A 26,419-nucleotide genomic window follows, 5' to 3' on the forward strand; every position below is an offset into this window, starting at 1 on the left:
GGCCGGTGAGATGTCTTTGTTTTTGTCTCCTGTATTTTTAATGGATGTGCAGGGCATAAGAAGGCAATATCCAGCGCATTATCTGGACTTTTCGAGGGTTTAAGCGGAGCACGCCATGCCCAGAACAACGCCCGTTGCGATTCCGGTATTCAAGCTTTATGGCGAGACGGCGGCCTGGCCGACGCCGGACCTGATCCACTGCGAATCGATTCCCGAGCGCAGCCAGATGCATGAATGGGAGATCAAGCCTCACCGGCACAGTGATCTGGTGCAATTGCTGTATGTGCAGTCGGGGCAGGCGGTGCTGAAAGTCGAAGACACGCTCAGTCAGGTCGACACGCCTTCGCTGCAAGTAGTGCCGGCGCTGAGTGTGCACACTTTCAAGTTCTGCGAGGACATTCAGGGTCACATCCTCAGTCTGGCCAGGCCTCTGGTGGAGCAACTGGAGACGGCTCTGGAGACTTCGCTGCTGAGCAGTGCGCAATGCTATGCCTTGGGCGCCGACAGTCATTATGTGGACACGCTGTTCAGCGCGATTGCCGCCGAGTACCGACAGCCTTGCTCGGGGCGCGACCTGATGTTGCAGTCATTGATCAATGTATTGATGGTCTGGCTCAACCGGCGCAGTAATGAGCAGGCACATCAGGCTGTGCAGGCACCGGATCGCGGGCGCGAGCATTTGCAGGTGTTCATGCACCAACTGGAGTCGAGCTTTCGGGAACACTGGCCCATCGAGCAACATGCGCAGAAGATGGGCATCAGCGCCGCGCATCTCAATGCCCTGTGTCGCCGCCTGAGCGATCAGTCGGCCTTGCAGATCATCAACCAGCGCTTGCTGCTGGAGGCCAGGCGCAACCTGGTCTACACCACCATGACCATCAATCAGGTGTCCGACAGCCTGGGGTTTTCCGAGCCCGCGTATTTCTCGCGCTTCTTCAAACGGGCGACGGGGCTGTCTCCGCGGCAGTTTCGTCTCCAGCGCTGAAACCAACGGGGCGCCTTGCAGGCGCCCCGTTGGTACTTACGTCACTACCTGATAACACGGCACATAGGCTGCGCCACCGGGCAGCTTCATGCGGTGCTGTTCGACGAAGGCCTGCAGCAGTTTGTCCAGCGGCTTCATGATCGCCGGGTCGCCATGGATCTGGTAAGGACCATGTTCTTCGATCAGGCGAATGCCCTTGTCCTTCACGTTGCCGGCCACGATGCCGGAGAACGCCCGACGCAGGTTGGCTGCCAGTTCGTGAGGCGGCACGTCATGGTTCAGTTGCAGTTTTGCCATGTTCTCATGGGTCGGATCGAAGGGGTGCTGGAAGCTTTCCTCGATCTTGAGCAGCCAGTTGAAGTGGAAGGCATCGTTGCGCTCGCGGCGGAACTGTTTGACGTCCTTCAGGCCGCGGGTCATCACCCGTGCCACTTCTGCCGGATCGTCGACGATGATCTGGTAGTGTTTCTGTGCGGCTTCGCCCAGGGTGGCACCGACGAAGGCATGCAACTGTTGCAGGTACGGTTCGGTGTTTTTCGGCCCGGTGAGGATTACCGGGAACGGCACATCCTTGTTGTCCGGATGCATCAGGATGCCGAGCAGGTACAGGAACTCCTCGGCCGTACCAGCGCCGCCCGGGAAGATGATGATGCCGTGGCCGACCCGTACGAAGGCTTCCAGGCGTTTCTCGATATCCGGCAGGATCACCAGCTCGTTGACGATGGGGTTTGGCGCTTCGGCGGCGATGATGCCCGGTTCGGTCAGGCCCAGATAGCGGCCGCCATTGATGCGCTGCTTGGCATGGGCAATGGTCGCGCCTTTCATCGGGCCTTTCATTACGCCGGGGCCGCAGCCGGTGCAGATGTCCAGGCTGCGCAGGCCCAGTTCGTGGCCGACTTTCTTGGTGTATTTGTATTCTTCGGTGTTGATCGAATGACCGCCCCAGCACACCACCATCTTCGGCTCGACACCTGCGCGCAGGGTGCGGGCGTTGCGCAGCAGATGGAATACGTAGTCGGTGATGCCCTGGGAATCACTCAGGTCAATGCGCTGGCTGTCCAGTTCGCTTTCGGTGTAGACGATATCGCGCAGGGCGCTGAACAGCATTTCCCGGGTGCTGGCGATCATTTCGCCATCGACGAAGGCATCTGCCGGAGCGTTGAGCAGTTCCAGGCGCACGCCGCGATCCTGCTGGTGAATGCGAACCTCGAAATTCTCGTAGGCTTCAAGGATGGTCTTGGCGTTGTCGACATGCGCGCCAGTGTTGAGAATGGCCAGGGCGCACTGGCGGAAAAGCGTGTAGGTACTGCCTGAGCCGGCAGCGCTGAGCTGCTGCACTTCACGTTGGGAAAGGGTTTCGAGGCTGCCTTTTGGGCTGACCGAGGCGTTAATCACTTGTCTTGGGATCATTCTATTTTCCATTAGAGCGATGCAGCCGCAGTTGCATCAGGATGGTGAGCATCGATGACGTTCACGCCTGGCCGTATTCTCTACGGCACGTGGACGGGAAAGCAAACACTGTGCACCACAGTCGCTGTATTGAGCATAGTCGCATGCCTGAAACCTTTTGAAATCAACCAATAACGGGCCTTGTGCCATATGGCTGAATTTTGACGCTATGCAGGCCAGCAGTGAACCTGACCCCTTTCTCAAGGTCTGTTAGCTGATGGACTCACTCGACGGACCACAAGGTCAGGAGCCTCAGGGTCTTAATTTCTTATTTCAGACAAAGATAATCATTGCCATGTCTCGTCATCTTTCTGCATTGGTTGCTCGTGCACCTGTCCTCTTCAATTCTTCTCGTCGCCTTCTCGGTGCTGGCCTGCTCGGCAGCGTATTTGCTGTTTTGACCCCTGTGCATGCCCAGGCTGCGGAAAACGATCGCTGGGTCAGCGACCACTTGAGCACCTATGTGCGCAGTGGCCCTACCGATGGGCATCGTATCGTCGGTACCCTGAAGTCCGGAGAAAAGGTCGATCTGCTCGGCACTCAAGGCAATTACAGCCAGGTGCGCGGCGAGGGCGGCAGCACTGTCTGGATCCTCAGCAGCGATCTGCAGGAAGTTGCCGGTCCGGCGGAACGGGTGCCGCAATTGACCGAACAGGTCGGGCAGCTCACCGGGCAACTGGCGAACATCGACAATACCTGGAAAACCCGTGTGCAGGGCATGCAGGAAACTCTGGATTCGCGCAAGAAACTCATCGATGAACTCGAAGCCCGCAGCCAGGCACTGAGCACCGAACTGGCCGACACCCAGGCCGAACTGCGTACAACCCAGGCCCGCCTGGGAGACGAGAACAAGCAAGTCATGATGCGCTACATGGTCTACGGTGGCAGCATTGCCGGTATTGGCCTGCTGGTCGGCCTGATCCTGCCGTCGATGACACGTAGTCGCAAGCGTAACGACGGTTGGGTTTGAGGCCATGGCCAGCATTTTTGCAGCTCTAGCATGGACAGATAATCTGGATATGCTCAGTTGAGCGTGCCTGTTCTTTGACTAACCGTTTGAGTCAGGGTCGCCTTGCATCCTTACGGCGCGTTACTTTGGTTACGGCCAAAGTAACCAAAGCCACTGCTCCGGGTTCGGCCCCGCCTTGTGGCGGGGTTCCTTTGTTCCGGCAGTGATCCGGCGGTCGCCACAATCGCCCCCCATGGCCCGGTGCGGATAACTGCCTCCACTCAGCCTTCACCAACGTCGCGATCTGCGGCGCCTGTACCACTGAATCCAGAGAGGCCACTACATCCTGGAAATACCGTTTTTCGCGAATGAATTCGCTCCCACGGGGTGGTAATCATCCGCGAAAGAGCGCTATTTATTCTCCCTGCTTCTCATTCCGGGCAATCCTGCACATGCTTAAGTGAATGATCGCACTATAGTTTCTTCAGCCCCGGTCGAAAAACTGGAAAGTCTCGCCAACTAGGCTGGCAGATAGCGGAAACAATTCCGCGCGTGGAAAAATGTTTAATGGCATCTAGCCATTAGTTATCATGCTCACCCTGAAAGTTGCTTACAAAGCCCGGAATAAAGCGTTTTCAGGTTTTTAGACGCACATTTTCACCCACTGCAAGACAGGAATCTGGATGCTGGCGTACAACCAAAAGAGCTTTCTTATCGTCGACGACTTTTCCGATTTCCGCAGCTCGGTAAGATCGATGCTGCGCGAACTGGGCGTCAAGGAAGTGGATACGGCCGACACCGGCGAACAAGCCCTGCGCATGTGCTCGCAAAAGCGCTATGACTTCGTCCTGCATGACTTCAACCTGGGTGATGGCCGCAAGAACGGCCAGCAAGTGCTCGAAGACCTGATGGTCGAAAGACTCCTGAGCTACGAAAGCGTCTTTATCATGGTCACTGCCGAGAACAGCCAGGCCATGGTCATGAGTGCTCTTGAGTGGGAGCCCGATGGCTACCTGACCAAGCCCTTCAACCGTGCCGGTCTGGCCCAGCGCCTGGAAAAGCTGGTGCAGCGCAAGACCCTGCTCAAGCCGATCCTGCAAGCGCTCGACCGGCGCAAGCCCGCCGAGGTGCTGGCGGCCTGCAACACCCTGATCCAGCAGGACCCGCGCTTTGCGCCGTTGTGTCTGCGCTACAAGGCCGATGCCCTGCGCGACCTGAATCAGAACGAACCGCTGGAAAGCTTCCTCAAGACCATCCTGGCCGACCGCGCCACGCCCTGGGCGTATGGCGCACTGGGCAACCTGCTGCTCAAGCGTGGCAAGGTGACCGAAGCCCAGGCGGTTTTCGAGCAGGCCATCAAGGCGTTTCCGACCATGCCCGCGCTGTTCGACGGCCTGGCCGAAGTGCTCGTTGCCCGTGGCGATGTCAAACGTGCTCAGAGCGTGCTGGAAAATGCCGTGCGCCTGTCACCGCTGGCAGTGCGTCGGCAAAAGCTGCTGGGCAAGCTGGCGCTGGGTAACGAAGATTTCGAGAGTGCATCCAAGGCTTATCGCCAGGCGGTTTCCCAGGGCCAGCATTCGCGTTTCAAGGACCCTGAAACCAACCTCGGTCTGGCGCACGCGCTGATCAGCAAGGGTGGCGATCAAGGGCTGGATGCGCGTGCCCGCATTGAAATCAACAATGCCCTGGGCGACGTTGCCAAGGAACACGGCGAGGACGAAGGCCTGCAGGTGCGTACCCGCTTGATGAAAGCCGCCAGTCTGCAGCATTCGGACCCTGAAGCCGCAGCCAAACTCACCGAGCAGGCCATGACGCGCCTGGACGGCATGGCACAGTTCCTCAGTGCGGAAGCGGCGCTGGTGGTCGCTACCCAGCTCAAGCAACTGGGCCAGGCAGACGCGGGCGCCGGTGTGCTCAAGAACTGTGCGGAAATCTACGGCGATGACCCGACTGTCATGAAAAACATCGCCTCCATGACCGATGATCCAGAGATTCTGGGCGCCAACAAGGCCGCCATCGATCTCAACCTGCAAGGCGTGCGCAGCTACAAGGCCGGCAACCTGAGCGAGGCACAGGATCTGTTCCGTCGCGCCCTGGCCTTGCAGCCCAAGAACATCAGTATTGCGCTGAACATGGCGCAGTCCTTGCTGCATCCAGGCCAGAACCTGGGCGAAGCCGGGCGTGAAGAATGTCGTGCCAGCCTGAAAATGGTCGGCAAGATGCCCGATAGCGATCCACGGTACGAGCGTTATCAGAAACTCAAGGAAAGGGCGTTTGGCGCATGAGTGATAAAGAGAACGGACTCGATTTCTCGATGGTGATCGCTTCCACTGTCCACGACATGAAGAACTCCCTGGCGACCCTGACCCAGGCCCACAGCGAGTGGCTGGCGCAACTGCCCAGCGAGCAGCGCAGTGCGCCCGAGCATGGCGTCATCGATTACGAGTTCGCCAACCTCAACGGCATGCTGGTGCAGTTGCTCGGAATCTACAAGCTGGGCGTCAACCAGTTGCCTCTGCGTCCCGACTACCACGAACTGGATGATTTCATCGAGGCGCAACTGGCGCATCATCAGGAAGTGCTGGCCAGTCGTGGCATTACCGCCAACTGTGCAATCGATGCCTTGAGCCCGCTGGGCTTTTTCGACCGCGAGCTGATCGGTTCGGTGGTCGCCAATATCATCGTCAACGCCATCCGTTTTGCCCGCGAAGAGATTGTGATCAGCGCGGGCGAAGAGGACGGGCAGTTGAAGATCGTCATCAATGACGACGGTCCTGGCTATCCGGCGCACATGATCGAGCATCAGGCCGATTATGTTCAGGGCATCAACCAGAGCAGCGGCAGCACCGGTCTTGGCCTTTACTTCGCCGCGCATATCGCTCGCCTGCATGAGCGTAATGGTGTGCCCGGACGTATCGAGATTGCCAATGGCGGTCTGCTGGGCGGCGCCAGGTTCAGTCTGTTCCTGCCGTGAATGGCGCTGCGTAATGCCTGTGCTTGAGTGAGTAGCAGCCCACGGGGCGCGCCTTGCGCCTGTCTGGAAGTCGCTGCTATATTTTTGCCGCACTCTGCAGTTTAACTGGCATATGGATAAAATCCGTGAAGTTGACAGAAAGCAATCACTCCGTTTCGGGGCGCAAGTCGGAAGTCAGACTGTTGGTTGTTTCCGATAATCAGCCCCTTTCTGCCGCGTTGATTGAGTGCCTTGAAAGCCTGGCTGATCCGTTAACGGTCGAACTGGATCTAAGGTATACGTCATATAACAAGACGCCCCAGGGCATGATTGATATTGGCGCGCTCGAGATCAACGTAAAAGATGACGCAGTAGTGGACTTCATTATTGGCCATTACGACCTGGTTCTGAGTGTTCACTGCAAGCAGCTGTTTCCCAAGCGGCTGGTCGAAGGCGTGCGCTGCATCAACTTTCATCCCGGCTTCAATCCGTTCAATCGTGGCTGGTATCCCCAGGCCTTTTCGATTCTCAACGGGCTGCCTGTGGGTGCAACGATTCACCTCATGGACGAAGATATCGACCACGGTCACATCATTGCCCAGAAGCCGGTCACGGTGGGCTCGGGTGAAACTTCGCTCGAGGTCTACAACAAAGTGATCGAGGCCGAGAAAGAACTCATGCGTGAGTACCTGCCGCGCATCCTGCAAGGTGGCTATGAAGTATTCAAGCCACTGGCGGAAGGCAATTACAACGGGATCAAGGATTACAACGAGTTGTGCGAGTTGAACCTGGATGAAGTCGGTTCGTTGCGCGACCATATCAATCTGTTGCGTGCCACCTCGCACGGCAACTTCAAGAATGCCTACTTCCACGATGAACTGGGCGAGAAGTATTTTATCCGGGTTGTACTGGATAAAGCCTGAACAAGGCACCCCGTCTATGGGGTGCCTCGACACTCAAGCCAGGCTTTACCAGTTGTTCTGCCAGTCCTGTAGGGACGGCGTATCAAGCATCCAGTTTTCCAGCACTTCACGCTTGAGTTGATCCCCAAGACGCGCGCATTCGCCCGGTTGGTTGATGTGCGCTTCGATAGCCGCTATCCAGGCCGAGGTTTCATTACTGACTCTGGTCACCGGCAGGTTGCCTTCGATGCACAGCGCATCGCTGCAGATAACCGGATAACCACAGGCACCAAATTCAAGCAGGGATACCGGGCTTTTGCTCTGGTTGGTCAGGTTCGATTCGGCAGGTACCAGCACCAGGTCCAGATTCAGGCTGGCGAGCAATTGCGGATACAGACCACCTTCCACCGGTGCACGCAGCTCATGAATATACGGTCTTAACCAGCGTGAGCATGGTCCCATGATCACCCATTCGACCTTGTCGGCGAGAGCCTTGATCACGCCGGAGAGCATCAGCAGTTCTGCCTGCTGATCGGCTGTTGCGACCCAGCCCACTCGCGGCTTGTCGCGGGTTTGTCGCTGGCTTGGCATGTTCAGCCAGATATCCGGCGACAATCGGGTTGCAATCACCTGAATGTTGGCATGTGCACCCTGGATAAGGTCGGCCAGCGCCCGGGTCGGGACGGTCACGGTGTCCACCAGTTCCAGGGCGCTACGCAATGACGATACCGATTCGACGCCTTCCGGATAGCGGGGCAGATCAAGGGTGACCCGCGCATTGGTGTGTTCCTTGATCGAGCCGATTGCATCGATCTGCGCCGGGGTTATCGGGCCTTGAAGCACCACGCTGTCCGGGCTCAGTCGGGCGATTTCCGGCAGCGACAGCGGGCTGTTGCTCAGGATTGCGTCGACAGCCAGATGGCTGCCCAGCAGTTGCAATGGTTGAGTGATGCGGCTGGCGGCATGGCTGTCATCCGCTTGCACTAGCACCACGGGCAACGGGCGATGGATCAGCGGGCGCCAGGCCTGTTGCGGGTTGCTTTGGGTGACAAAGCTTGTCGCCTGCAGGCTCAGGTTGGTGTTGTAGGCCGGGTCCCAGGCCATGTAGTGCAGCCAGCGGTGATGCAGTGCACGACGGGCGAAGTCCATGGCTTCTGGATCGTTGTCCTGAGGGGCCGAGCGCAGCTTGATGAGGGTATGCGGCGTCCACACCACCAGATGCTGGGCATCGCGAACCCTGAGGCACAGATCGACGTCGTTGAAGTATTGATGGAACAGATGTTCTTCCAGGCCCTGGATTTCGTCATACAGCGACTTGCGTACCATCAGGCATGCACCGCTGACCGCGCTGTAGTTCTGCTCGGTGTTCAGGCGTGGCGTAACCGATGCCGACGCGGCTGGTTCGCCGCCAGTAACTGCCTGTGCCGTGCCCTGCAGGCCGACAATGATGCCGGCGTTGGCCAGGTTGCCGTCTGCGCCAAGGATTTTTGCACCGACGACACCGACTTCGGAGCGCAGGGCATGATTGAGCAGATTGTCCAGCCAGTCCTTGTGCAGGACCTGGGCATTGTCGGCCAGTAGCAGCAGGTATTCGCCCCGTGCCTGTTGAGCAGCGCTGTTGATCAGTGCCGAGTGGCTCAGCGTTTGCTGATGATGCACGACGCGGATTTTGTCCGATTGCAGCGAATCGATACCGGCCAGCCATTCCAGGGTTTGCGCTGACTGGCTGTTGTTATCGCTGATCAGAATTTCATAATTCTGATAGGTCGTGTTTTCCAGGACGCCTTCTACGCAGGGCAGCAGCGTGTCCAGTCGATCATGCGAGCCGATAATGATGGAGACCAGCGGCTGTTCGGCGTGACCGTAAGTGATCCGGTAATGTCCCGACTCGGTGGTCTGGATCTGGCTGTCAGCGTAGCCACGAGCGAACAGGTGGCGCTGCAGCGTGCGAATCTCGTCGTGGTTGTACTGCGGCTGGGCCAGTGGCGCGACCACCAGCGGTTCGGCGACATGGGCAAACTCGGTAAAGCCCGGGTTTTCGATCATGCGCAGGATCAGATCCAGCTCCATGGCCTGGACATGATCCTGATTGAAGCCACCTACCGACAGGGTTTTCTCTCTGCTGAACAGCCAGTTGCGACTGGTTGCCGAAGGGTTGGCCAACAGGTAGTCGAGGCTGAACTCCGGGCGCAGGCCGAGGCTGGCACCGGCCTGGCCATCGAGGGCGACTTCATCGCCGAACACGGCGCAGACCTGCGGTGCCTCGATCGTTTTCATTGCCGCGCACAGCAGGCCGCTTTGCGTGAAGGTGACGCCGGCGTCTACCAGCAGCCACCAGTCATGTTGATTCTCTGCCATCAGCTCATTGATGACCATGGCACGGTCCTGGGCGCTGGCGCTCAACCAGGGTAGCTGGGCTTGCAGAGGTGTCTGATTCGACCTGTCGTAATCGGCGAGGATGAAGACCTTGAGCTTGTCCAGCAATTGCGATTCACCGGCAAGGCTCTGCACGGTGCTCAGCACGCCTTCGGGGTGCTGATTGAAGTCTGACACGACAATCGCGATGCTCGGACCGCCGTCATGATCGTGCAGATGCTGTTTGATGAGGCTCTGTTGCGCGGCACTGAGCCTGCGTGTTCCCAGCCAGCTGGCGACCTGCTGGTTGCGCCGCTGATCTTCCGGGCGCCGGTCGAAATAGGCAACCAGATCCAGTTCCTGGATATTGTCGCGCTGGGACAGCGGGGCGATCTTGACCGTGCGGTTCTGTTCTTCCGGACGCACCCAGCCAGACTCGCGGGTGAACCGCTGATAGTCGGCACGACGCTGCCTCGGCAGTTCCGGGTTGGTGCGGCAGACTTCACTGCTCTGCTGATCGGAAACCCTGAAGTACGACAGCGGACGGGCAAGCATCGCCAGGTTGCCCTGACGAAGCAACTTCACATACAGCGCGACGTCCGCCAGTCCCCAGATGAATATTCCACCCAGCGACATGATTTCCTTGCCGAACACCAGGGCATCTTCGCGACGGAACATCACCGAGCTGGGTTCGCCAATGAAGTTGATCGGGTACTGGGCAATGAACGACACCAGTTCCGGACCATTGATCACCACATTGCGGCCGAACGGATTGCGCGTGGCCATGTTGTCCTGCATGAACTGGCCTCTGTCATCCACCAGTTTGCGGGTGGCGCAGGCCATCTTGATGTCTGGGCTGTCGTGCAGCACATCGAAGAGCAAGCGGACGCAGTCGGGTACCAGAATGTCGTCGTCGTACAGAAACTTGATGAACTGGCCGCGGGCCAGGCTGATCGCGCGGGCACCGTTGTGCTCTTCACCGAGGCCAACCGGGTTTCTCTCGTAGCGGATCGGCCAGCGACTGCCGGGGCTGAGCTTGTCGACGATTTCCTTGATGGCCTCGGTCGGGCAATCGTCGCAGATGACGATTTCAACATCGTCGTGGTTCTGGCTGATCGCGCTAGCCAGCGCGGTCTCGAAAAAAGTGGCCTTGTAAGCCGGGATAACAATACTGACCAGGCGTGATGAGCTCATCGCAATACCACATGTGAAGAGAGTAGGGAGGACCGGTCGCTCAAGCGGCCCGGTGCGCGTCGGCAAGGTTTGCTCAGCACTTGCGGCCTATGTACAGAACCGATTGCTCGGTGATGCCGTGCTGTTTGAATACCCCGTCACCGAAGGCTTGCGTACCCAGTGCATCGATCTGGAATCCGGCGGTTTCCAGACGCGAAATGAAGTCGTGTTTGGCGTACATACGCACATGATCGTCCTGGCCAAAACGGGCCCAGCGTTCGTCCACGTTTTCTTCGTCCGGATCTTCCAGGGTTTCGGTTGCGCTCAGCAGTACCGGCACCATCAGAATGGCTGCGCCGCCCTTGGCCAGCACGCGGTGCAGCTCGGACATGGCCCGGGCATCGTCACGCACGTGTTCGAGGACGTGGGAGCAGACGATGAAGTCGAACGATTCGTCGGCATAGATGTTCATGTCCATGATGTCGACCTTGTCATCGGCCATGGGCGAGAACAGGTCGGCCGAGCGATAGCGGGCATTGGGCAGGCTGCGCAGGAACTTTGACAGCACCGGCGCGGGCGCGATGTCGAGGATGCGCAGTAGCGTGCCGTCCGGGTTGTTGAGCATGTGCATGGCAAACAGTGCGTAGAGCCGGTCGCGGTCGGAGGCCGCGCATTCCGGGCAACTGTACTGGCCGACATTCAGTGTTTCGTAATCTTCCATCGAGTAATGGACGTTCAAGCGGTGGGCCGCTTCCAGATAGGTTCTACCCAGCGGGTAGAAGTTCGGAAAACGACATGAGCAGACCGGGCACGTTCGCATGTTTAGTTCTCATTACTTGCAGTGACGATCACGTCGATGATGCTGTCGAAGGCTTCATCGGTGAGGCTGTCGAAAATGGGCAGACAGAGGATCTGGTTGGACAGGTCGGTGGCGATGGGCAGGCGATCGGGCTTGGCCGAATCGAGGCCTCTGTACATCGGGAAGGTCGAAATCAGCGGATAGAAATAGCGACGGGCGAGGATGTTGTGGTCGCGCATGCGCTGGTACAGAGCGTCGCGGGAAACTGCGAACTCTTTCCTGACCAGAACCGGGAAGTACGAGTAATTGTGCTTTTCGCTGCTCTGCCAGACGATGTCGATTCCCGGCACCGTGGCCAGTGCATCGCGATAGCGTTCGTCGATACGCTGGCGCTTGAGCAGCGCCTGGTCGATGTGTTGCAACTGCAGAAGGCCGAAAGCGGCATTCACTTCGCTCATCTTGCCGTTGATGCCGGGCGCAACCACAGTGACTTCATCGGCGAACCCGAAGTTCTTCAGGTAGTCGATGCGCTGTTTGGTTTTCGCATCCGGGCTGACGATGGCGCCGCCCTCGAACGTGTTGAACACCTTGGTGGCGTGAAAGCTCAGGACCGAAAGATCGCCATGGTTGAGCAGGCTTTCGCCACGGTATTGCACGCCGAAGGCATGGGCCGCGTCGTAGATGACTTTCAGGCCGTAACGGTCGGCGATCTGCTGGATGCGGTCCACATCGCAGGGAATGCCGTAGCAGTGCACGGGCATGATCGCCGTGGTTGCCGGAGTGATGGCCTCTTCGATGCGGTCCGGGTCCAGGCTGTAGGTATTCGGATCGATATCGACAAAGACCGGAGTCAGACCATTCCACAGCAGAGAGTGCGCAGTGGCGACGAAGGAGTAGGGCGTGGTAATGACTTCGCCCTTGATCCGCAAGGCCTGGATGGCAGTCATCAACGCCAGGGTGCCGTTGGAGAACAGCGACAGGTGCTGGACGCCGAGGTATTCGGCCAGCTCTTTTTCGAGTTGCTGGTGAAACGGACCACCGTTGGTGAGTTGGTGGCTTTGCCAGATCTGTTCGAGGTAGGGAATGAACTCCTCAAGCGGCGGTAACAGGGGACGAGTTACAGGAATCGATGCGCTCATGGAGAGTTCTCTACTCGTATCGCAGATGATTGCTGCCCGGCAGGACATTTATTGACGCCTTCCTGATAGTGAAAGGGGCTTTTGACATAAAAATGGCAGCCGAACTGTTTTGCCGATGGTAAAAGCAAGAAGTCGGCCAAGAATGCTGTGCCCGGATCCGTTGCGTGCGGGTTGTGACCCTGTCGACAAGGCGTTTCAATACTTGATATTCCGCAGGCCCGATGCGTATTTTGTGCGAATTGCCGCCAGGCGGCCCCGATGACAATCAAAGGATTGAGCGATGACCTGCAATGACTCCCGTTCGCTTGAGCAACTGCTGACGGGCATCGATGAGGTGGAGTGCGTTACACCCGATCTCAATGGCGTGCCCCGCGGCAAGGTGATGAGCGCTGCCGGTTTCCTGGAAGGACGTCGCCTGCAGATGGCCCGTGGCGTGTTGTTGCAATGCATCATGGGCGGCTACCCGCCGGCGCACTTTTACGGCAGCGATGATGGCGACCTCGCTCTGGTTGCCGATCCACAGCAGATCCACCGTTTGCCCTGGAGCGAGCCAGCCCGTGCTCTGGCAATCTGCGATGCCGATGACCTGAGCGGTGAGGGTTGCGAGCTGTCCACACGGGCACAGCTCAAGGCGGTGATTGCCCGCTATGCCGAGCGCGGCCTGGCGCCGGTGGTGGCCACCGAACTGGAATTTTTTGTCCTGGCGCCCAACCCTGATCCTGCCCGGCCCTTTGTGCCGCCAGTGGGGCTGGATGGTCGGCGTGAGGACGGCCATTCGGCATTCAGCGTCAGTTCCAATAACGGCCTGCGCCCGTTCTTCAGTGAAGTCTATCGCTGCATGGCAGAGCTGGATCTGCCGCGCGATACCGTCATGCACGAGATGGGCGTCAGCCAGTTCGAGATCAATCTGTTGCACGGCGATCCGCTGCTGCTGGCCGACCAGACCTTTCTGTTCAAGCACCTGCTGAAGGAAGTTGCTCTCAAGCATGGCCTGACTGTGGTCTGCATGGCCAAGCCGCTGGCGCAGACGGCGGGCAGTTCGATGCACATTCACCAGAGCGTGGTGAGCCTGGCGTCGGGACGGAATGTGTTCAATGATGAGCAGGGGCAGGCTACCGATATCTTCCGGCATTTCATTGGTGGTCAGCAGGCCTGCCTTGCCGAGTTCACTGCCTTGTTTGCGCCTAACGTGAACTCCTATCAGCGTCTGTTTCATCCTTACGCCTCGCCCAACAATGCCTGTTGGTCCCACGACAATCGTGGTGCAGGGTTACGCATTCCTGCCAGTGCGGCCGAGGCCAGAAGGGTGGAAAATCGCCTGCCGGGTGCCGATGCCAATCCTTATCTGGCGATTGCCGCAAGCCTGGCTGCGGGTCTGCATGGGATCGCGCAAGGGCTGGAGCCGACGGCGCCAGTCCGGGGCGACATTGTTGTGCCGCAGGAATTGGCCTTGCCATGTACCTTGCACGCCGCCCTGAAGCGTCTGAAGCGCAGTTCGTTGGCCAAGGAACTGTTTGGTCAGGTCTTTATCGAAGGCTACATCGCCTCGAAGACCCTGGAGCTGACCAGCTTTTTCGATGAAATAACCCCCTGGGAGCGGCGTGTGTTGGCTGCCCAGGTTTAGAAACCGTTGTTTTAGACTTGCCCGTTCGGGCAGTTCTTTATTTTTGGAATGTTCATGCGCCAAATCTGGAAATCTTTTCGGGGTCTGTATTTCGCTTCACTGATGATGCTGATCGGGTCGGGTCTGCTAAGTACCTATCTGGCCTTGCGGCTGGCGGCCGACGAGGTGGACGGCCTGTGGATCGGCGCAATGATGGCGGCCAACTATTTCGGTCTGGTGCTGGGCGGCAAGGTCGGGCACCGTCTGATTGGCCGGGTGGGGCACATTCGCGCCTATGCGACTTGCGCCGGTATTGTCGGTGCGGCCGTGCTGGGCCTGGGCTTGATCAACTGGCTGCCGGCCTGGCTGTTCCTGCGCATGATCGTCGGCCTGGGAATGATGTGTCAGTACATGGTCGTCGAGAGCTGGCTGAACGAGCAGGCGGCGGCACGTCAGCGAGGCATGGTCTTCAGCGGCTACATGATTGCCTCGTATCTGGGGCTGGTCCTCGGTCAGTTGATTCTGGTGGTGCATCCCGGGCTTGGGCCGGAACTGCTGATGCTGATCGCAATGTGTTTTGCCTTGTGTCTGGTGCCGGTCGCCATGACTCGCAGCATTCACCCGGCGCCGCTGCGTCCGGCGCCGCTGGAACCGCGATTCTTCATGAATCGGGTTCCGCAGTCGTTGACCACGGTTCTGGCTTCCGGGCTGATCGTCGGCGCCTTCTATGGCCTGGCACCGCTGTATGCCGCCCAGCAAGGGCTGTCGACCGAGCATGTCGGTATGTTCATGGGCTTCTGTATTCTGGCCGGGCTGCTGGTGCAGTGGCCGCTGGGACTGTTGTCGGATCGCTATGACCGGGCGCAGCTGATGCGCGCTTTCGCGGGGATTCTGGCGCTGGCAGCCTTGCCGCTGGCGCTGTTGCCGAGCATGCCGCTGACGATGCTGCTGGTAGTCGGCTTCATTGCGTCGCTGGTGCAGTTCAGCCTGTATCCACTGGCGGTGGCCTTCGCCAACGACCACGTCGAGGGCGAGCGCCGCGTTTCATTGACTGCCATGCTGTTGATGACCTTCGGGATCGGGGCCAGTATCGGCCCGCTGGTCGCCGGTGCGTTGATGAAGGCGTTCGGCAGCAACATGCTTTATGCGTTCGTCAGTTTCATCTCGCTGGCGCTGACCCTGCTGATCCGGCCTAAAGCCGTCACGCACCTGCATCAGGTGGATGATGCGCCGTTGCATCACGTGGCAATGCCGGACAGCATGTCCAGCTCTCCACTGGTTGTAGCGCTTGATCCACGGGTTGACGAGCAGGTGGTTCAGGATCAGATGCAGGTCACGGTCGAGCCGGAAGTTGAGCCTGAGCCCGAACCCGAAGTCAGGGACGAGGTTGAAGTCGAGCCAAGTGTGAAGGCGGCAAAAGTGGCCGCAGATGAGGAAATTGATCGGCCTTGATGGCGGGGTGACTTCGGGGCAGGCACAAAAAAGGCGATTGCGTGTACAACGCAATCGCCTTTTTGCTTCAGGCTGCCGCGATCAGAAGTCGTCGTCTTTATCGAAACGACGTGCTTCGCGCTGCAGTTGATAAACGAAGCGTTCCACCTGACGCTGCACCAGGCCGCTCATGTTGTGGAAGCGTACGCCGGCGAAAGTGGTATGGAAGTGCTCTTCAAAATGCAGGTAACGCAGCTCTACCGGAGCGGTCATTGCGCCGAAAGGCAGCTTGGCGATGAAGCGTTCATAGACCTGACCCAGTTGCATGCGTTCGGACACGTCGCCCTCGAAGCGCAACTTGCAGCCGGTCGCGGAAATATCCAGGAGCTTGCCAACCAGTGGGGACTTGAGGCGGTCGCCACCAATTTCAATGTCGACCAGCTGTGCCAGCTTGAGTGCTGCACGGAATGCGTTGCGACGCTGGTGGTAGATGACTTCTTTGGGTAGGGAGCCGCGGTAGAGGCGTTGGCCGTCGGTATCGACGATTTCCATCGGGTCCGAGCTTTCCCAGGCGATGCGCACGCCGTCGTGGAAACCTTCGACGCGGAATGATTCGCCGTTGGCCAGGAAGCGTTCACCGTCGCGGGGGATCATTTCGTCGAGCGCCAGGACATTGCTGTCACGGTCAACTTCGATCAGGTAGCTCTGGAAGCGTTGGGAACGCTCATGAAAGGTAATGATCAGCGGATCATTATGTTCAAGTAGTAACCGCAGGTTAGCGGCGATTTCCAAAGGTGTATTGAGTACCTTCGGGGGCTGCGGAGCATCATCCGCGCTTGAGCCATTCACGTTTTTACATCTCCAGGCAAAATACTACGGCAACGCAACAACAGGCATTCTGCCACTACGCACTGAACCTTGGAACAGGAAGTTACGCCTGACTGAGAGGGCGTGGCCTTGCTCTTCCTGCGGTCGATCCGCGGCTGTCATACAGCGTCGGCGTATCGGCACCATTCAGGATGCGCAGTTGGTGAGCGGTTGTCACCTGCTGCAACTGGATGAGACTGCCATTCTGCTCATTGATCGCCTGGCATTCGGCAATGAGTGCGCTCAGTTCGTCGCTGGCCGCGAGAAGCTGTTCGCCCACATCGGACTGGCTGGCCAGCTCCTGGAGACCTTTGCGGTTCGCAGGTAGCCCAATGCCCGCGAGTAGCTGGCTGCGCCTGCGACCATGCTGTTCGAGGAGAATCACCAGCGCCTGTTTCTGCGCCAGGATATGTTCCATCTCGCCCATGTCGCGGCCATGCAGAACCAGTGACTCGGCCTGAAGCAACTCAAGCAGTTGTCGGGTCGGAACCATGCCGTCGGTGATCATCTGAAGCAAAGTAGTATCTTGCATCGCATGCTCTGGTTTTCAAGCGTCCAGATTATCCACCGCTAGCACAGGGCTAGCGCTGGGTTTCAAAGTTCAGCAGTTTGCTGGCAACACGGTTGCTGTCCACTGTGTAAGTGCCGTCTGCAATCGCCTGCTTCAATTCGGCTACGCGAGCGCTGTTGACGGTTGGCAGTTCGCCCAACTTATCAGTGATCTTCTGCAACTGTTGAGCCTCACTGCTCAAGTGAACGGATTCGCCGGTGCCTTTGACGTTGGCAGCAGTGGCTGCGGATGCCGGTGCATCGGTTTTACCGCTTTCCTTTGTAGCCCCGGTACGCGAAGTGCTACCGACAGACTGTGAATTTCCAAGGCGACTAAAATCTATGACCATGATTGAAAAAACCTCTGGGTGTTTGGACGCTTGCCTTGTTTTCGGCCCAACCCAAAAAAACTTTAGGCTTTGTGTGAAAAGCATACGGAACGGGCTTTCCACCGCGGGAATATGCACCGCAGTCTAGGAAAAACGCGCGTTCGACGCCAGCCTAAATCTATCTACATGGCAACTTCCACCTGCCCTGGCCCGGTAATGTTGGCCTTGATGACGCGATTGGAATTCAGGTTCTTGACCCGTATCTGCTCGTTGAAACTGCCGTCGGACAGTGCCTCGCCCGGCATCCGCACGGCCAGCGAGCCGCTGCGGGCAATGATCACCACCTGATCGCCCTTGCGGATCATCTGCGGCTGCTCCAGAAAGACCGGCGACATCACCTGGTCGATGACCGTTGGTCGGATCACTTTCTGTCCTACGGCCTGGTCCAGGGACGACAGAAATCCAAGACCAAGGCTGCCGATATCCTTTTCGCGCAGGGCAACATCATCGGCCGACACGATATTGTCGCGTTTCAAGGGCCGTACCGAGACAACCACGTTGCGAAACAGCTTGACCTCGGCCGGCACGAACACGGTCCACGGTGAGGAGCCCTCGCAGCGTACGCGCACTGTCACCCTGCCCATTGGCCTGGGGCTTTCCAGTTTGGCTGTCAAATCCTTGTCACAGAAACCCATGCGTAAACGGGGGTCCAGCTGCCTGACCTGAATTTCAAATCGGCCTTCAATCTGGTTGCTCGATAAATAGTCTTCTACTGTGAACTCAAGAAACCCCTGAGTGACGCCGATAAGCTGTTCAGGCAGTGTGAAACTCTCGGCGCGGCCGTAGTTGGCAGTGCTTGAAAGGCACAGCACAACGATCGCCCAGAGAAGTCTGCGGGTTTCCAGTGTCAGGTGTCGAAAAATTGTCGTCTTCGTGTTCATGGCGTATAAAAAGCAAGGCCCGTGCCGCTTGCCAAATCTGGTGTGTGGCTAATGGTGGCTTTTGTTAAGGGGGTCGGGCATGGCGGGTGTAATGGATTCGGTGAACCAGCGAACTCAGCTGGTCGGACAGAATCGCCTTGAGCTGCTGTTGTTCCGTCTGGACGGCAAGCAGCTTTATGGGATTAACGTATTCAAGGTTAAAGAAGTACTGCAATGCCCGAAACTGACCATCATGCCCAAGTCCAGCCGGATTGTGCGTGGGGTGGCCAACATTCGCGGTGGCACGATCCCGATCATGGATCTGGCAATGGCGACGGGTTCGACCGGAATGATTTCGCTGGTGAATTCCTTCGTCATCATTACCGAGTACAACACCAAGGTTCAGGGGTTTCTGGTGCACTCGGTCGAGCGCATCGTCAACATGAACTGGGAAGAGATTCATCCGCCGCCCAAGGGCACCGGGCGCGACCACTATCTGACGGCCGTGACCCGTGTCGACAATCAGTTGGTGGAAATCATCGACGTCGAGAAGATTCTCGCCGAGGTGGCGCCGATTACCGAGGCGGTGTCCCACGGTGTGATCGATGAAGATACGCACAAGAAGGCCGTTTCGTTGCGGGTGCTGACAGTCGATGACTCTTCGGTCGCACGCAAGCAGGTCAGTCGTTGCCTGGAAACCGTCGGGGTCGAGGTAGTGGCCTTGAACGATGGTCGTCAGGCGCTGGACTACCTCAAGGCGATGGTCGAAGAGGGCAAGAAACCTGATGAAGAGTTTCTGATGATGATCTCCGACATTGAAATGCCGGAGATGGATGGCTATACCCTTACAACAGCCATACGTAATGATCCACGGATGCAGAAGCTGCACATCACCTTGCATACCTCGCTTTCCGGGGTATTCAACCAGGCGATGGTAAAGAAAGTGGGTGCTGACGATTTTCTCGCGAAGTTTCGACCTGATGACCTGGCGGCCAGGGTCGTGGCGCGGATCAAGGCGGCAGATAATAGCTAGGGGCTTCGTTCCTGGTGGTTCACATGATTTTGAGGGGCGGCACCTTGTCTACAGGTAATTTGGATTTTGAACAGTTCCGGGTCTTTCTGGAAAAAGCCTGTGGCATCTTGCTGGGGGAAAACAAGCAGTACCTGGTCTCCAGCCGTCTCAACAAGCTGATGGAGCAGCAGGGCCTCAAATCGTTGGGCGAGCTGGTACAGCGTATCCAGACCCAGCCCCGCAGCGGTTTGCGCGAACAGGTGGTCGATGCGATGACCACCAACGAAACCCTGTGGTTTCGTGATACCTATCCCTTTGAGGTGCTGAAGAACAAGGTGCTGCCCGAGCAGATCAAGGCCAGTCCCGGCCAGCGTTTGCGTATCTGGTCGGCAGCCTGTTCGTCCGGCCAGGAACCGTACTCGCTGTCGATGTCCATCGACGAGTTCGAGCGCAGCAATCCGGGTCAGCTCAAGGCGGGTGCGCAGATTGTGGCAACCGACCTGTCCGGCTTGATGCTCACCAACTGCAAGACCGGTGAGTACGACAGCCTGGCAATCGGTCGCGGTCTGTCACCGGATCGCCTGCAGCGCTACTTCGACGTGAAAAGTCCGGGCCGCTGGGTGGTCAAGGCGCCTATCAAGAGCCGTGTCGAATTCCGCTCGTTCAACCTGCTCGACAGCTACGCCAGTCTGGGCAAGTTCGACATCGTGTTCTGCCGCAACGTGTTGATCTACTTCTCGGCTGAAGTGAAGAAAGACATCCTGCTGCGCATCCATGGCACGCTCAAGCCGGGCGGCTACCTGTTCCTTGGAGCTTCCGAGGCACTCAACGGCTTGCCGGATCACTACCAGATGGTCCAGTGCAGTCCGGGGATTATCTACAAGGCCAAGTGATGGTTGTTGTAGTGAGCATGAAAGAGACCTTCGGGTCTCTTTTTTGTTGGGAGTGTGAAATGAGTGTTGGGTCAAAGGCGCGTGTGGGCTACGTATGAGTCTACTGGCGCCCTTTCGGCAGGGCGCCAGTGTCCCTGTAAATCAAAGATTGTATTTAGTAGTGTCGGAATACTTCATGCTTATGCTGTTGGTATTCACATGAAAGATTCTATAGGCGCCCACATGCTGAGGGGGCTGGCGTTTTTGCCAGTATTACCCGCAATTTGAACGGCGCCGCGGCTATCATGCTTGCTGAATTACTGATTTTTAGCAGTTCGGCAAGTATATGATTCCGGAATCAATTCTCCCAGTTAACAATGACCTGCGCTGCTCCACCTGTTACCGGGGCGAATGAACTGGCGCGATAGATGCGGTGATACAAGAAGAAGGTCTTGTCTGGCGATCTATTTGCGAAAAATGTGGTTGATCCACTTTTGAGAGAGGTGACGTCAATACAGGAGCTGGTATCTCCGTGGCACAGGTATGCGTTGAAGGTTGCGTTGGCGGGGATCGGTCCCATTGTATATCGCCAGCTAATGAAAGTTATTTTGCCGCTGGCCGGAGCTGTGCCCAGAATCGGGAAGTTTGTAGTGTTCCACTGATTTGTAGAGAAGGTGGGCGGAACATTGACCTCTCGAGAGTATCCGCCACCTACGGCAAAGGCGTTGCTGCCGACTACGGCCAGCGTCAGTGCTGCTGCATATCCAAGAATACCTTTTCTTTTCATTTTTAAGACTCCTTTTAATTCATGAATTCGCATCTTGCGAAGCGCTTGTCTGTCCTGACAAGCAGCGGTGAACTTTATACCTTTTCAATTTTTTTGAAACAAGATGGTTTTTCAAAAAAACAATTTTAAGCGGCGTTGACACCTTTCTTGCTCTTTGTGCTGGTTGAGTGATTTTCTTGTTGGTGCTTTTGAGTATTTGTAATATTTTGAATTATGCCGTAGTTGTAAAGGTGTGCAGGTGCTGTATTTCCTGATTGTTTTTAAGTTTTTTGCGTGAAGAATTTTTCTTTGGTGTGATAATTTGTCATATTTTCTTTGTGTGTTTATTTAGTTGAGGGTTTTTCAGGTGTCTTTTTTAGGTAAGGCACCATGAATTTTTTCGCCATGCCAAAAAAACGCTCCAATGCTATCTAGTGAAGTGCTATAAGGGCGGGCGAATACGAGGTCATGGAGAAGGCAGTACGCAATGGAAGGGCAAGTCACTCAGGAGCAATGCAGGAAAGCGGCAGCCTGCACGAACCTGATTCAGTTAGACCGTATTTGTCACTCTTACCAGGCCGGCGTTGTGTCTCACGCCGTCCTGCACAATGTCTCGTTGACCATTGAGCGCGGGCAAAGCTGTGCGATTGTCGGAAGCTCCGGTTCAGGCAAGAGCACGCTGCTTAACATTCTCGGCCTGCTTGATCGTCCTACCTCTGGTGGCCTGTTCCTCGACGGGCTGGACATGGGCGATGCCTCTGCGCAATTGCGTGCCAGGGTTCGCAACCAGCTGATTGGTTTTGTCTTTCAAAGCTTCAACCTCCTGCCGCGCCTGAACGCCCTGGATAACGTCGCCTTGCCGTTGCTGTATCGCGGCTATTCTCGCCAGGCTGCGCGGGTAGTCGCGCAACGTGAGATAGAGCGCGTTGGTCTGGCTGACCGGGCGCATCATCGTCCCGCCGAACTGTCCGGTGGGCAGCGGCAAAGAGTGGCAATTGCCCGCGCCCTGGTCGGGCAGCCAGCCCTGATTCTTGCCGATGAACCAACCGGCAATCTCGACAGCACCACGGCTTCCGAGATTCTTGCCTTGCTGCTGGCCCTGAACCGGGAGCAGGGCGTGACCTTGATTGTGGTGACTCACGATAACTCTCTTGCCCGGCATATGCAGCGTTGCCTGCATGTCAGGGATGGCTGCCTCGAGGAACAGCTACTGCCAGTCGGGATTGCCCATGTCTGAAGGGCGCTTCGCAAGCTACGGCCCAGCGCTTGGGCAGATATTCATGGAGCCCTTGAACAGTTTGCGTCTTTTGGGACGCAGATCGTTGCTGGCCTTGCTGGGTATTGCCGTGGGCTGTGCCTCGGTGGTCGCTTTGTTGAACATTGGCCAGAACGCAGCCAATGAAGCAGTCAGTGCTTTCAAGGGACTTGGCAGCGATATGCTGGTGGTCAGCTTTGCCGCAACGCCAGGGATGAAGATGCGACCGGCTCCCTCTTCGCTGGATAGCCAGGCGGTAATGAGTGCGGTCCCCGGCATCCTTCATCTCGCGCCGGTGATGATGCTTTCGACGCGGGCGAGTCTTGATGGTCGCACGCACAACGTAAACGTCGTCGGCACTTCCAGTGATTTGCCGGTCGTCCTGGGTGTACGTGTGGCCCAGGGGCGATTCCTTTCCGGCTATGACAGCCGAAGCACTTATGCCGTGCTTGGTGCGCAGGTAGCCAGAGAGCTGGGTGTCGATAATCTTCAGGAGGTTGCCGGAAGACGCATACAGGTCGACGGTTATCTGTTTGAAATTATCGGAATACTGGCCGGGCATGGGCAGAATCCACTTATTCCTGTTTCCGTGGATGAGGCTGTTTTCGTCCCCATCGAAGGCATGCGGCGTATCAGTTCAAGACCTGAAATCAACAATGTCATTGCCAGGGGCGGGAGCGGCGAAACCCTGGAGCAGGATGGCCAGGCCCTGAGTGATTTTCTGCAAACCCTGGCGCCGGGACGCGATGTCCAGGTGCAGATTCCTCAGCAATTGATTGACGGTCTGGCACAGCAGTCTCGTACCTTTTCCTATCTGCTGGCAGGCCTTGGCGGTATATCCCTGTTGGTGGGAGGGGTGGGTGTCATGAATGTGATGGTCATGAATGTGTCCGAACGGCGCCGGGAAATTGGTGTGCGCATGGCGCTTGGTGCGCGTCCTGTGGATATTGGCCGACTGTTTCTGCTGGAGGCCGCCGTGCTGTCCATTGCCGGGGCGTCGATTGGTGCGTGCGTCGGTTTGCTCGCGGCCTGGCTGTTCTCGATGCTGTCAGGCTGGGGTTTTACCTTGTCGCTTCCTTCACTGCCTCTGGGCATTGCCAGCTCACTGCTGGTGGGACTTTTTTTCGGCTTGAATCCAGCCCTGATGGCAGCTCGGCTGGAACCGGTACAGGCGTTGCGCGATGACTGATTTCTATCGGAGTCTTGCCGTGCTCTGCCTGGTTGTTTGCGGCATACAGTCAGCGTTGGCGGCACCTCTTGTGCCTGGCGGTCCGAGCATGCCGGCCAGGAGTGTTTCCCTGAATGAGCAGACCATCGAGCTGACGCTGGCTGATGCGGTATTTCTGGGCTTGCGGGCAAACCGTTCGATTCGCAGTGCCTACCTTGATCGAATTGCCCAGAAGTTCGACCTGCGCGTTGCCGAGGATCTTTTTACCCCCAAGCTGGTTCTCAGCAGCCGTTATCTGGCAACACGCAATCAGAGTGATCACTATCGTCAGGCAGAAGTGATTCCGCAGACCACCATGCTGGGTGAATACGGTACCCAGCTTTCTCTTGCCTGGTCGAATCAACTGACCATGGCCGACACGGCAGGTCGAACCCGCAATGATGGCGCGACCCTGACGGTCATTCAGCCTTTGTTGCGTGGAGCGGGGAAGGATGTCGCAACGGCTCCTGTGCGGCTGGCTGTGCTTTCGGAAAAGGTCAATCGTCTGACTCTGAAATCTACCGTCTCGGACACCATTACTCAGATCATCACCGGGTATCGAGAGCTGTTGCGTGCTCAGGAGCAGGTGCGTATCGCACGTGATGCTCTGGAGCGCTCACGGCAGTTGCTTGACGCAAACCGGGCGATGATTTCTGCGGGGCAAATGGCTGAGTTCGATATTGTCCAGACTGAAGCGGACGTCGCCACTCAGGAGCTGGCTATAGAAGAGGCGGCCAACCAGCTGGATGCCAGTCGCCTTGAGCTGTTACGCCTCCTGGCGCTGGATCTTGGCACGCGGTTGCGTGCGGCAGAAGTGCTGGATGCACGGCGTATCGATGTCAATCAGAAGCAGGCGCTGATTACGGCCAGGGAGCGGCAGCCTGCCTACCTCACTCGTCTGATTGCCGGCAAGCAGGCGGAAATCAATCTGCTGGTCGCCCGGAATGAGCGGTTATGGGATGTGTCGTTAATCGGTGGTGCCACGCAGGTTCGTGATCGTTCCCCGAATGATTTTGGGCCGAGTACGAACCGCACCTGGGAAGGCTATGCCGGTGTCCAGATCGATATTCCGATTGGCGATTTAAGTCGCCGACAAGCCGAAGTCCGGGCGCGGGTCGATGTGGAAAATCAGGAGTTGCTCATGGCTGAGGCTGATCAGTCTCTGGCACGTGATGTGGGTGATGGCGTGCGCGACCTGGGCACTCGCTGGCGGCAGTATGAAATCTCTCAGCGGGCACGCGAATTGTCACTGCGCAAGCTGGATATCGAGCGGGAAAAACTGCAGTCCGGTCGTTCCAGCAACTTTCAGGTCCTGAGTTTCGAGGCCGACCTGCGCAATGCCGAAAATGCTCGCCTGAATGCGCTGATTGCTTACCTTAATGCTCAGACCAGTCTGGATCAGACGCTGGGTACGACTCTGGAGAGCTGGGATATTGATCTCAATGACTAACTATCTGGCCCGGTTGCGTACCTTTGGCGTCAGTACCTGGGTTGTCGGTGGGCTTGTTGCCGGCGGGCTTCTTGCAAGTCTTGTCTATGGCTATCAATCGCAGTCCGAGTCGATATCGCCAGGCGCTAGCTGGATCCCAGTGCAGCCACAGGCGCTGGAGAGTCAGTTGGGGCTGGTGGGACGAATCGAAGCGGCCAGCCGATCCACTCTGGCTGCGCCGTTTGAAGGTGTGGTGCAGGAAGTTGCGGTTGTCGAGGGGCAAAGGGTCGAGCGTGGGCAACGTTTGCTGACGCTGGATACGACGCAACTGGATATTCAGTTGCGTGAGGCGCTGGCTGCCCAATTGAAGCTTCAACGCACAGTAAAAGACATGCAGAACTGGGCGCAGGGCGAAGAAGTTGCGCGGGCGCGCCGTGCGCTGACAACTGCTCAGTATGGCTTGAGTGATACCGAGCGAAAACTGGCTGACACTCGCCGACTGTTCGAGCGCGGTATCGTTGCGCGTATGGATGTGGATTCGCTTGAGCAGCAGGCCAGGGTGCAGCGGCTTGACATGACGGCCTCGCAGTCGGAGCTGAATGCGGTCATAGAGAAGGGCAGGGGGGAAAATCGCCAGATAGCCGATATGGAGCTGGCAAATGCCCAGTCGCGCTATCAGGCCTTGCAGGCGCTGCATGCCCGGCGGGAGATTGATGCTCCGTTCGCTGGAATTGTGCTGCGGCCACAAAGGCCGGAGGGGGGCGTGGCGCCGCTGATCCAGCAAGGGATGCGCATGCCTCAGGGTACACCGCTTTTCGAGTTGGCGAGTCTGGAGCAGATCAGGGCCGTGGCGCGGGTCGAAGAGGTGGATCTGCACCAGTTGGCCGATGGTATGCCTGTGCAGGTCACGGGTGATGGTTTCGAGGGGATTACCCTGCAAGGGGCGATATCGTCGATTGCTGCGCAGGGCGTGGCTCCTGATATGTTCGGTGGCGGCACGACGTATGAGGTCGTCATAGGCATCGCTCCTTTGACGCCCGCCCAGCAATTGAAAGTCCGTCTGGGCATGAGCGCCCGGCTGGCCATCGTCACTTATCGGGCTGACAACGGTTTCACGGTTCCGCCTGAGGTGTTGCGTCAGGATGCAGCAGGCAGAACCTTCGTTGTCTATCGAAAGGAAATGGCCGATGCGCCACAGCAGGTGATTGTCACTGCCGGTCGTGCGATGCCCCAGGGGGTCGAGGTCTCGGGCCTGAAACCCGGTTATGTCGAGTTGCCTGCCACGGCTCAGTGACCGGTCCGAGCGTTTCTGCTGCCTGCGGCAAGGCAGCCCCGCCATGGGCATGGCAAAAAAACGACGCATCCCTTGCCGCTTTACCCCTTCGCAGCGGAAATGCCTTGCCGCTTTTCTGGCATTGCCGCCCTGGCATGCGCTGGAAGCCCCGTAAACATTGGGAATGCCACTTTGGCACGCC

Annotated in this window: 22 protein-coding genes; 13 read left to right on the forward strand and 9 right to left on the reverse strand. The window is 57.6% G+C overall.

Annotated elements, in window-relative coordinates:
• Nucleotides 1–115: 115 nt before the first annotated feature.
• The gene (locus tag ALQ04_RS15215; protein WP_122316575.1) at nt 116–985 is read left to right on the forward strand and encodes a helix-turn-helix domain-containing protein; all 870 of its coding nucleotides are present in this window, start codon (nt 116–118) and stop codon (nt 983–985) included.
• Between the two features lie 36 nt (nt 986–1,021).
• Here ALQ04_RS15215 and ppnN read toward each other — a convergent pair whose 3' ends face one another.
• Complete coding sequence (gene ppnN / locus ALQ04_RS15220; protein ID WP_122316576.1) at nt 1,022–2,395, reverse strand: nucleotide 5'-monophosphate nucleosidase PpnN; 1,374 nt, start codon at nt 2,393–2,395, stop codon at nt 1,022–1,024.
• A gap of 334 nt (nt 2,396–2,729) precedes the next feature.
• Between ppnN and ALQ04_RS15225 the strand changes: the two genes are divergently transcribed.
• The 4 genes from ALQ04_RS15225 to ALQ04_RS15240 all read left to right on the forward strand — a co-directional run bounded on the left by ALQ04_RS15225 (nt 2,730) and on the right by ALQ04_RS15240 (nt 7,259).
• Nucleotides 2,730–3,404, forward strand: coding sequence for a TIGR04211 family SH3 domain-containing protein (locus ALQ04_RS15225; RefSeq protein WP_122316577.1), 675 nt, complete (start codon nt 2,730–2,732; stop codon nt 3,402–3,404).
• Between the two features lie 662 nt (nt 3,405–4,066).
• Complete coding sequence (locus ALQ04_RS15230; protein ID WP_122316578.1) at nt 4,067–5,668, forward strand: tetratricopeptide repeat-containing response regulator; 1,602 nt, start codon at nt 4,067–4,069, stop codon at nt 5,666–5,668.
• On the forward strand, nt 5,665–6,357 hold the full coding sequence (locus ALQ04_RS15235; protein WP_122316579.1) for a sensor histidine kinase KdpD: 693 nt from the start codon (nt 5,665–5,667) through the stop codon (nt 6,355–6,357). Before ALQ04_RS15230 ends, ALQ04_RS15235 begins: the two co-directional genes overlap by 4 nt.
• 125 nt (nt 6,358–6,482) lie before the next feature.
• Nucleotides 6,483–7,259, forward strand: coding sequence for a dTDP-4-amino-4,6-dideoxyglucose formyltransferase (locus tag ALQ04_RS15240; protein WP_259645018.1), 777 nt, complete (start codon nt 6,483–6,485; stop codon nt 7,257–7,259).
• 45 nt (nt 7,260–7,304) lie between these two features.
• Here ALQ04_RS15240 and ALQ04_RS15245 read toward each other — a convergent pair whose 3' ends face one another.
• The 3 genes from ALQ04_RS15245 to vioA form a co-directional block, all read right to left on the reverse strand.
• Nucleotides 7,305–10,787 (reverse strand): glycosyltransferase, encoded by a 3,483-nt coding sequence (locus ALQ04_RS15245; RefSeq protein WP_122316580.1) that lies wholly within the window; start codon nt 10,785–10,787, stop codon nt 7,305–7,307.
• 73 nt (nt 10,788–10,860) lie between these two features.
• A complete protein-coding gene (locus tag ALQ04_RS15250) occupies nt 10,861–11,586 on the reverse strand; it encodes a class I SAM-dependent methyltransferase (RefSeq protein WP_122316581.1) in 726 nt (241 codons plus the stop codon).
• 2 nt (nt 11,587–11,588) lie between these two features.
• The gene (vioA, locus tag ALQ04_RS15255) at nt 11,589–12,704 is read right to left on the reverse strand and encodes a dTDP-4-amino-4,6-dideoxy-D-glucose aminotransferase VioA (protein ID WP_122316582.1); all 1,116 of its coding nucleotides are present in this window, start codon (nt 12,702–12,704) and stop codon (nt 11,589–11,591) included.
• Between the two features lie 280 nt (nt 12,705–12,984).
• Between vioA and ALQ04_RS15260 the strand changes: the two genes are divergently transcribed.
• Together ALQ04_RS15260 and ALQ04_RS15265 are read left to right on the forward strand one after the other, a co-directional pair.
• Complete coding sequence (locus ALQ04_RS15260) at nt 12,985–14,328, forward strand: glutamine synthetase family protein (RefSeq protein ID WP_122316583.1); 1,344 nt, start codon at nt 12,985–12,987, stop codon at nt 14,326–14,328.
• A 54-nt stretch (nt 14,329–14,382) separates the two neighbouring features.
• A complete protein-coding gene (locus ALQ04_RS15265) occupies nt 14,383–15,759 on the forward strand; it encodes an MFS transporter (RefSeq protein WP_122316584.1) in 1,377 nt (458 codons plus the stop codon).
• An 81-nt stretch (nt 15,760–15,840) separates the two neighbouring features.
• On the opposite strand, the gene ALQ04_RS15270 is transcribed toward ALQ04_RS15265, so the two are convergent.
• From ALQ04_RS15270 to flgA, 4 genes are all read right to left on the reverse strand, one after another.
• Nucleotides 15,841–16,587, reverse strand: a complete 747-nt coding sequence (locus tag ALQ04_RS15270) for a flagellar brake protein (protein ID WP_122316585.1) — start codon at nt 16,585–16,587, stop codon at nt 15,841–15,843.
• An 82-nt stretch (nt 16,588–16,669) separates the two neighbouring features.
• A complete protein-coding gene (locus tag ALQ04_RS15275) occupies nt 16,670–17,137 on the reverse strand; it encodes a flagella synthesis protein FlgN (protein ID WP_122316586.1) in 468 nt (155 codons plus the stop codon).
• Between the two features lie 49 nt (nt 17,138–17,186).
• Nucleotides 17,187–17,504: a flagellar biosynthesis anti-sigma factor FlgM gene (gene flgM, locus ALQ04_RS15280; protein ID WP_122316587.1), complete on the reverse strand. Its 318-nt coding sequence runs from the start codon at nt 17,502–17,504 to the stop codon at nt 17,187–17,189.
• A gap of 161 nt (nt 17,505–17,665) precedes the next feature.
• A complete protein-coding gene (flgA, locus tag ALQ04_RS15285) occupies nt 17,666–18,424 on the reverse strand; it encodes a flagellar basal body P-ring formation chaperone FlgA (RefSeq protein ID WP_122316588.1) in 759 nt (252 codons plus the stop codon).
• 79 nt (nt 18,425–18,503) lie between these two features.
• On the opposite strand from flgA, the gene ALQ04_RS15290 reads away from it, so the two are divergent.
• Together ALQ04_RS15290 and cheR are read left to right on the forward strand one after the other, a co-directional pair.
• Nucleotides 18,504–19,436, forward strand: coding sequence for a chemotaxis protein CheV (locus tag ALQ04_RS15290; RefSeq protein ID WP_122316589.1), 933 nt, complete (start codon nt 18,504–18,506; stop codon nt 19,434–19,436).
• Nucleotides 19,437–19,480: 44 nt separating this feature from the next.
• Nucleotides 19,481–20,308 (forward strand): protein-glutamate O-methyltransferase CheR, encoded by an 828-nt coding sequence (gene cheR, locus ALQ04_RS15295; RefSeq protein ID WP_183142185.1) that lies wholly within the window; start codon nt 19,481–19,483, stop codon nt 20,306–20,308.
• Between the two features lie 337 nt (nt 20,309–20,645).
• On the opposite strand, the gene ALQ04_RS15300 is transcribed toward cheR, so the two are convergent.
• Nucleotides 20,646–21,074 (reverse strand): flagellar protein FlhE, encoded by a 429-nt coding sequence (locus ALQ04_RS15300; RefSeq protein WP_183142186.1) that lies wholly within the window; start codon nt 21,072–21,074, stop codon nt 20,646–20,648.
• A gap of 466 nt (nt 21,075–21,540) precedes the next feature.
• Between ALQ04_RS15300 and ALQ04_RS15305 the strand changes: the two genes are divergently transcribed.
• From ALQ04_RS15305 to ALQ04_RS15320, 4 genes are read left to right on the forward strand one after another with little or no spacing between them, the layout of a single operon-like run.
• Entirely contained in the window at nt 21,541–22,290 is a 750-nt protein-coding gene (locus ALQ04_RS15305; protein ID WP_122316591.1) for an ABC transporter ATP-binding protein, read from the forward strand.
• On the forward strand, nt 22,283–23,497 hold the full coding sequence (locus tag ALQ04_RS15310; RefSeq protein WP_122316592.1) for an ABC transporter permease: 1,215 nt from the start codon (nt 22,283–22,285) through the stop codon (nt 23,495–23,497). The genes ALQ04_RS15305 and ALQ04_RS15310 overlap by 8 nt, the downstream gene beginning before the upstream one ends.
• Nucleotides 23,490–24,965, forward strand: a complete 1,476-nt coding sequence (locus ALQ04_RS15315; protein ID WP_122316593.1) for a TolC family protein — start codon at nt 23,490–23,492, stop codon at nt 24,963–24,965. The genes ALQ04_RS15310 and ALQ04_RS15315 overlap by 8 nt, the downstream gene beginning before the upstream one ends.
• Nucleotides 24,958–26,238 (forward strand): efflux RND transporter periplasmic adaptor subunit, encoded by a 1,281-nt coding sequence (locus ALQ04_RS15320; RefSeq protein WP_122316594.1) that lies wholly within the window; start codon nt 24,958–24,960, stop codon nt 26,236–26,238. The genes ALQ04_RS15315 and ALQ04_RS15320 overlap by 8 nt, the downstream gene beginning before the upstream one ends.
• The last annotated feature ends 181 nt before the right edge of the window (nt 26,239–26,419 follow it).

The organism is Pseudomonas cichorii, assembly GCF_003700275.1.
GTDB classification, from domain to species: Bacteria; Pseudomonadota; Gammaproteobacteria; order Pseudomonadales; family Pseudomonadaceae; genus Aquipseudomonas; species Aquipseudomonas cichorii_B.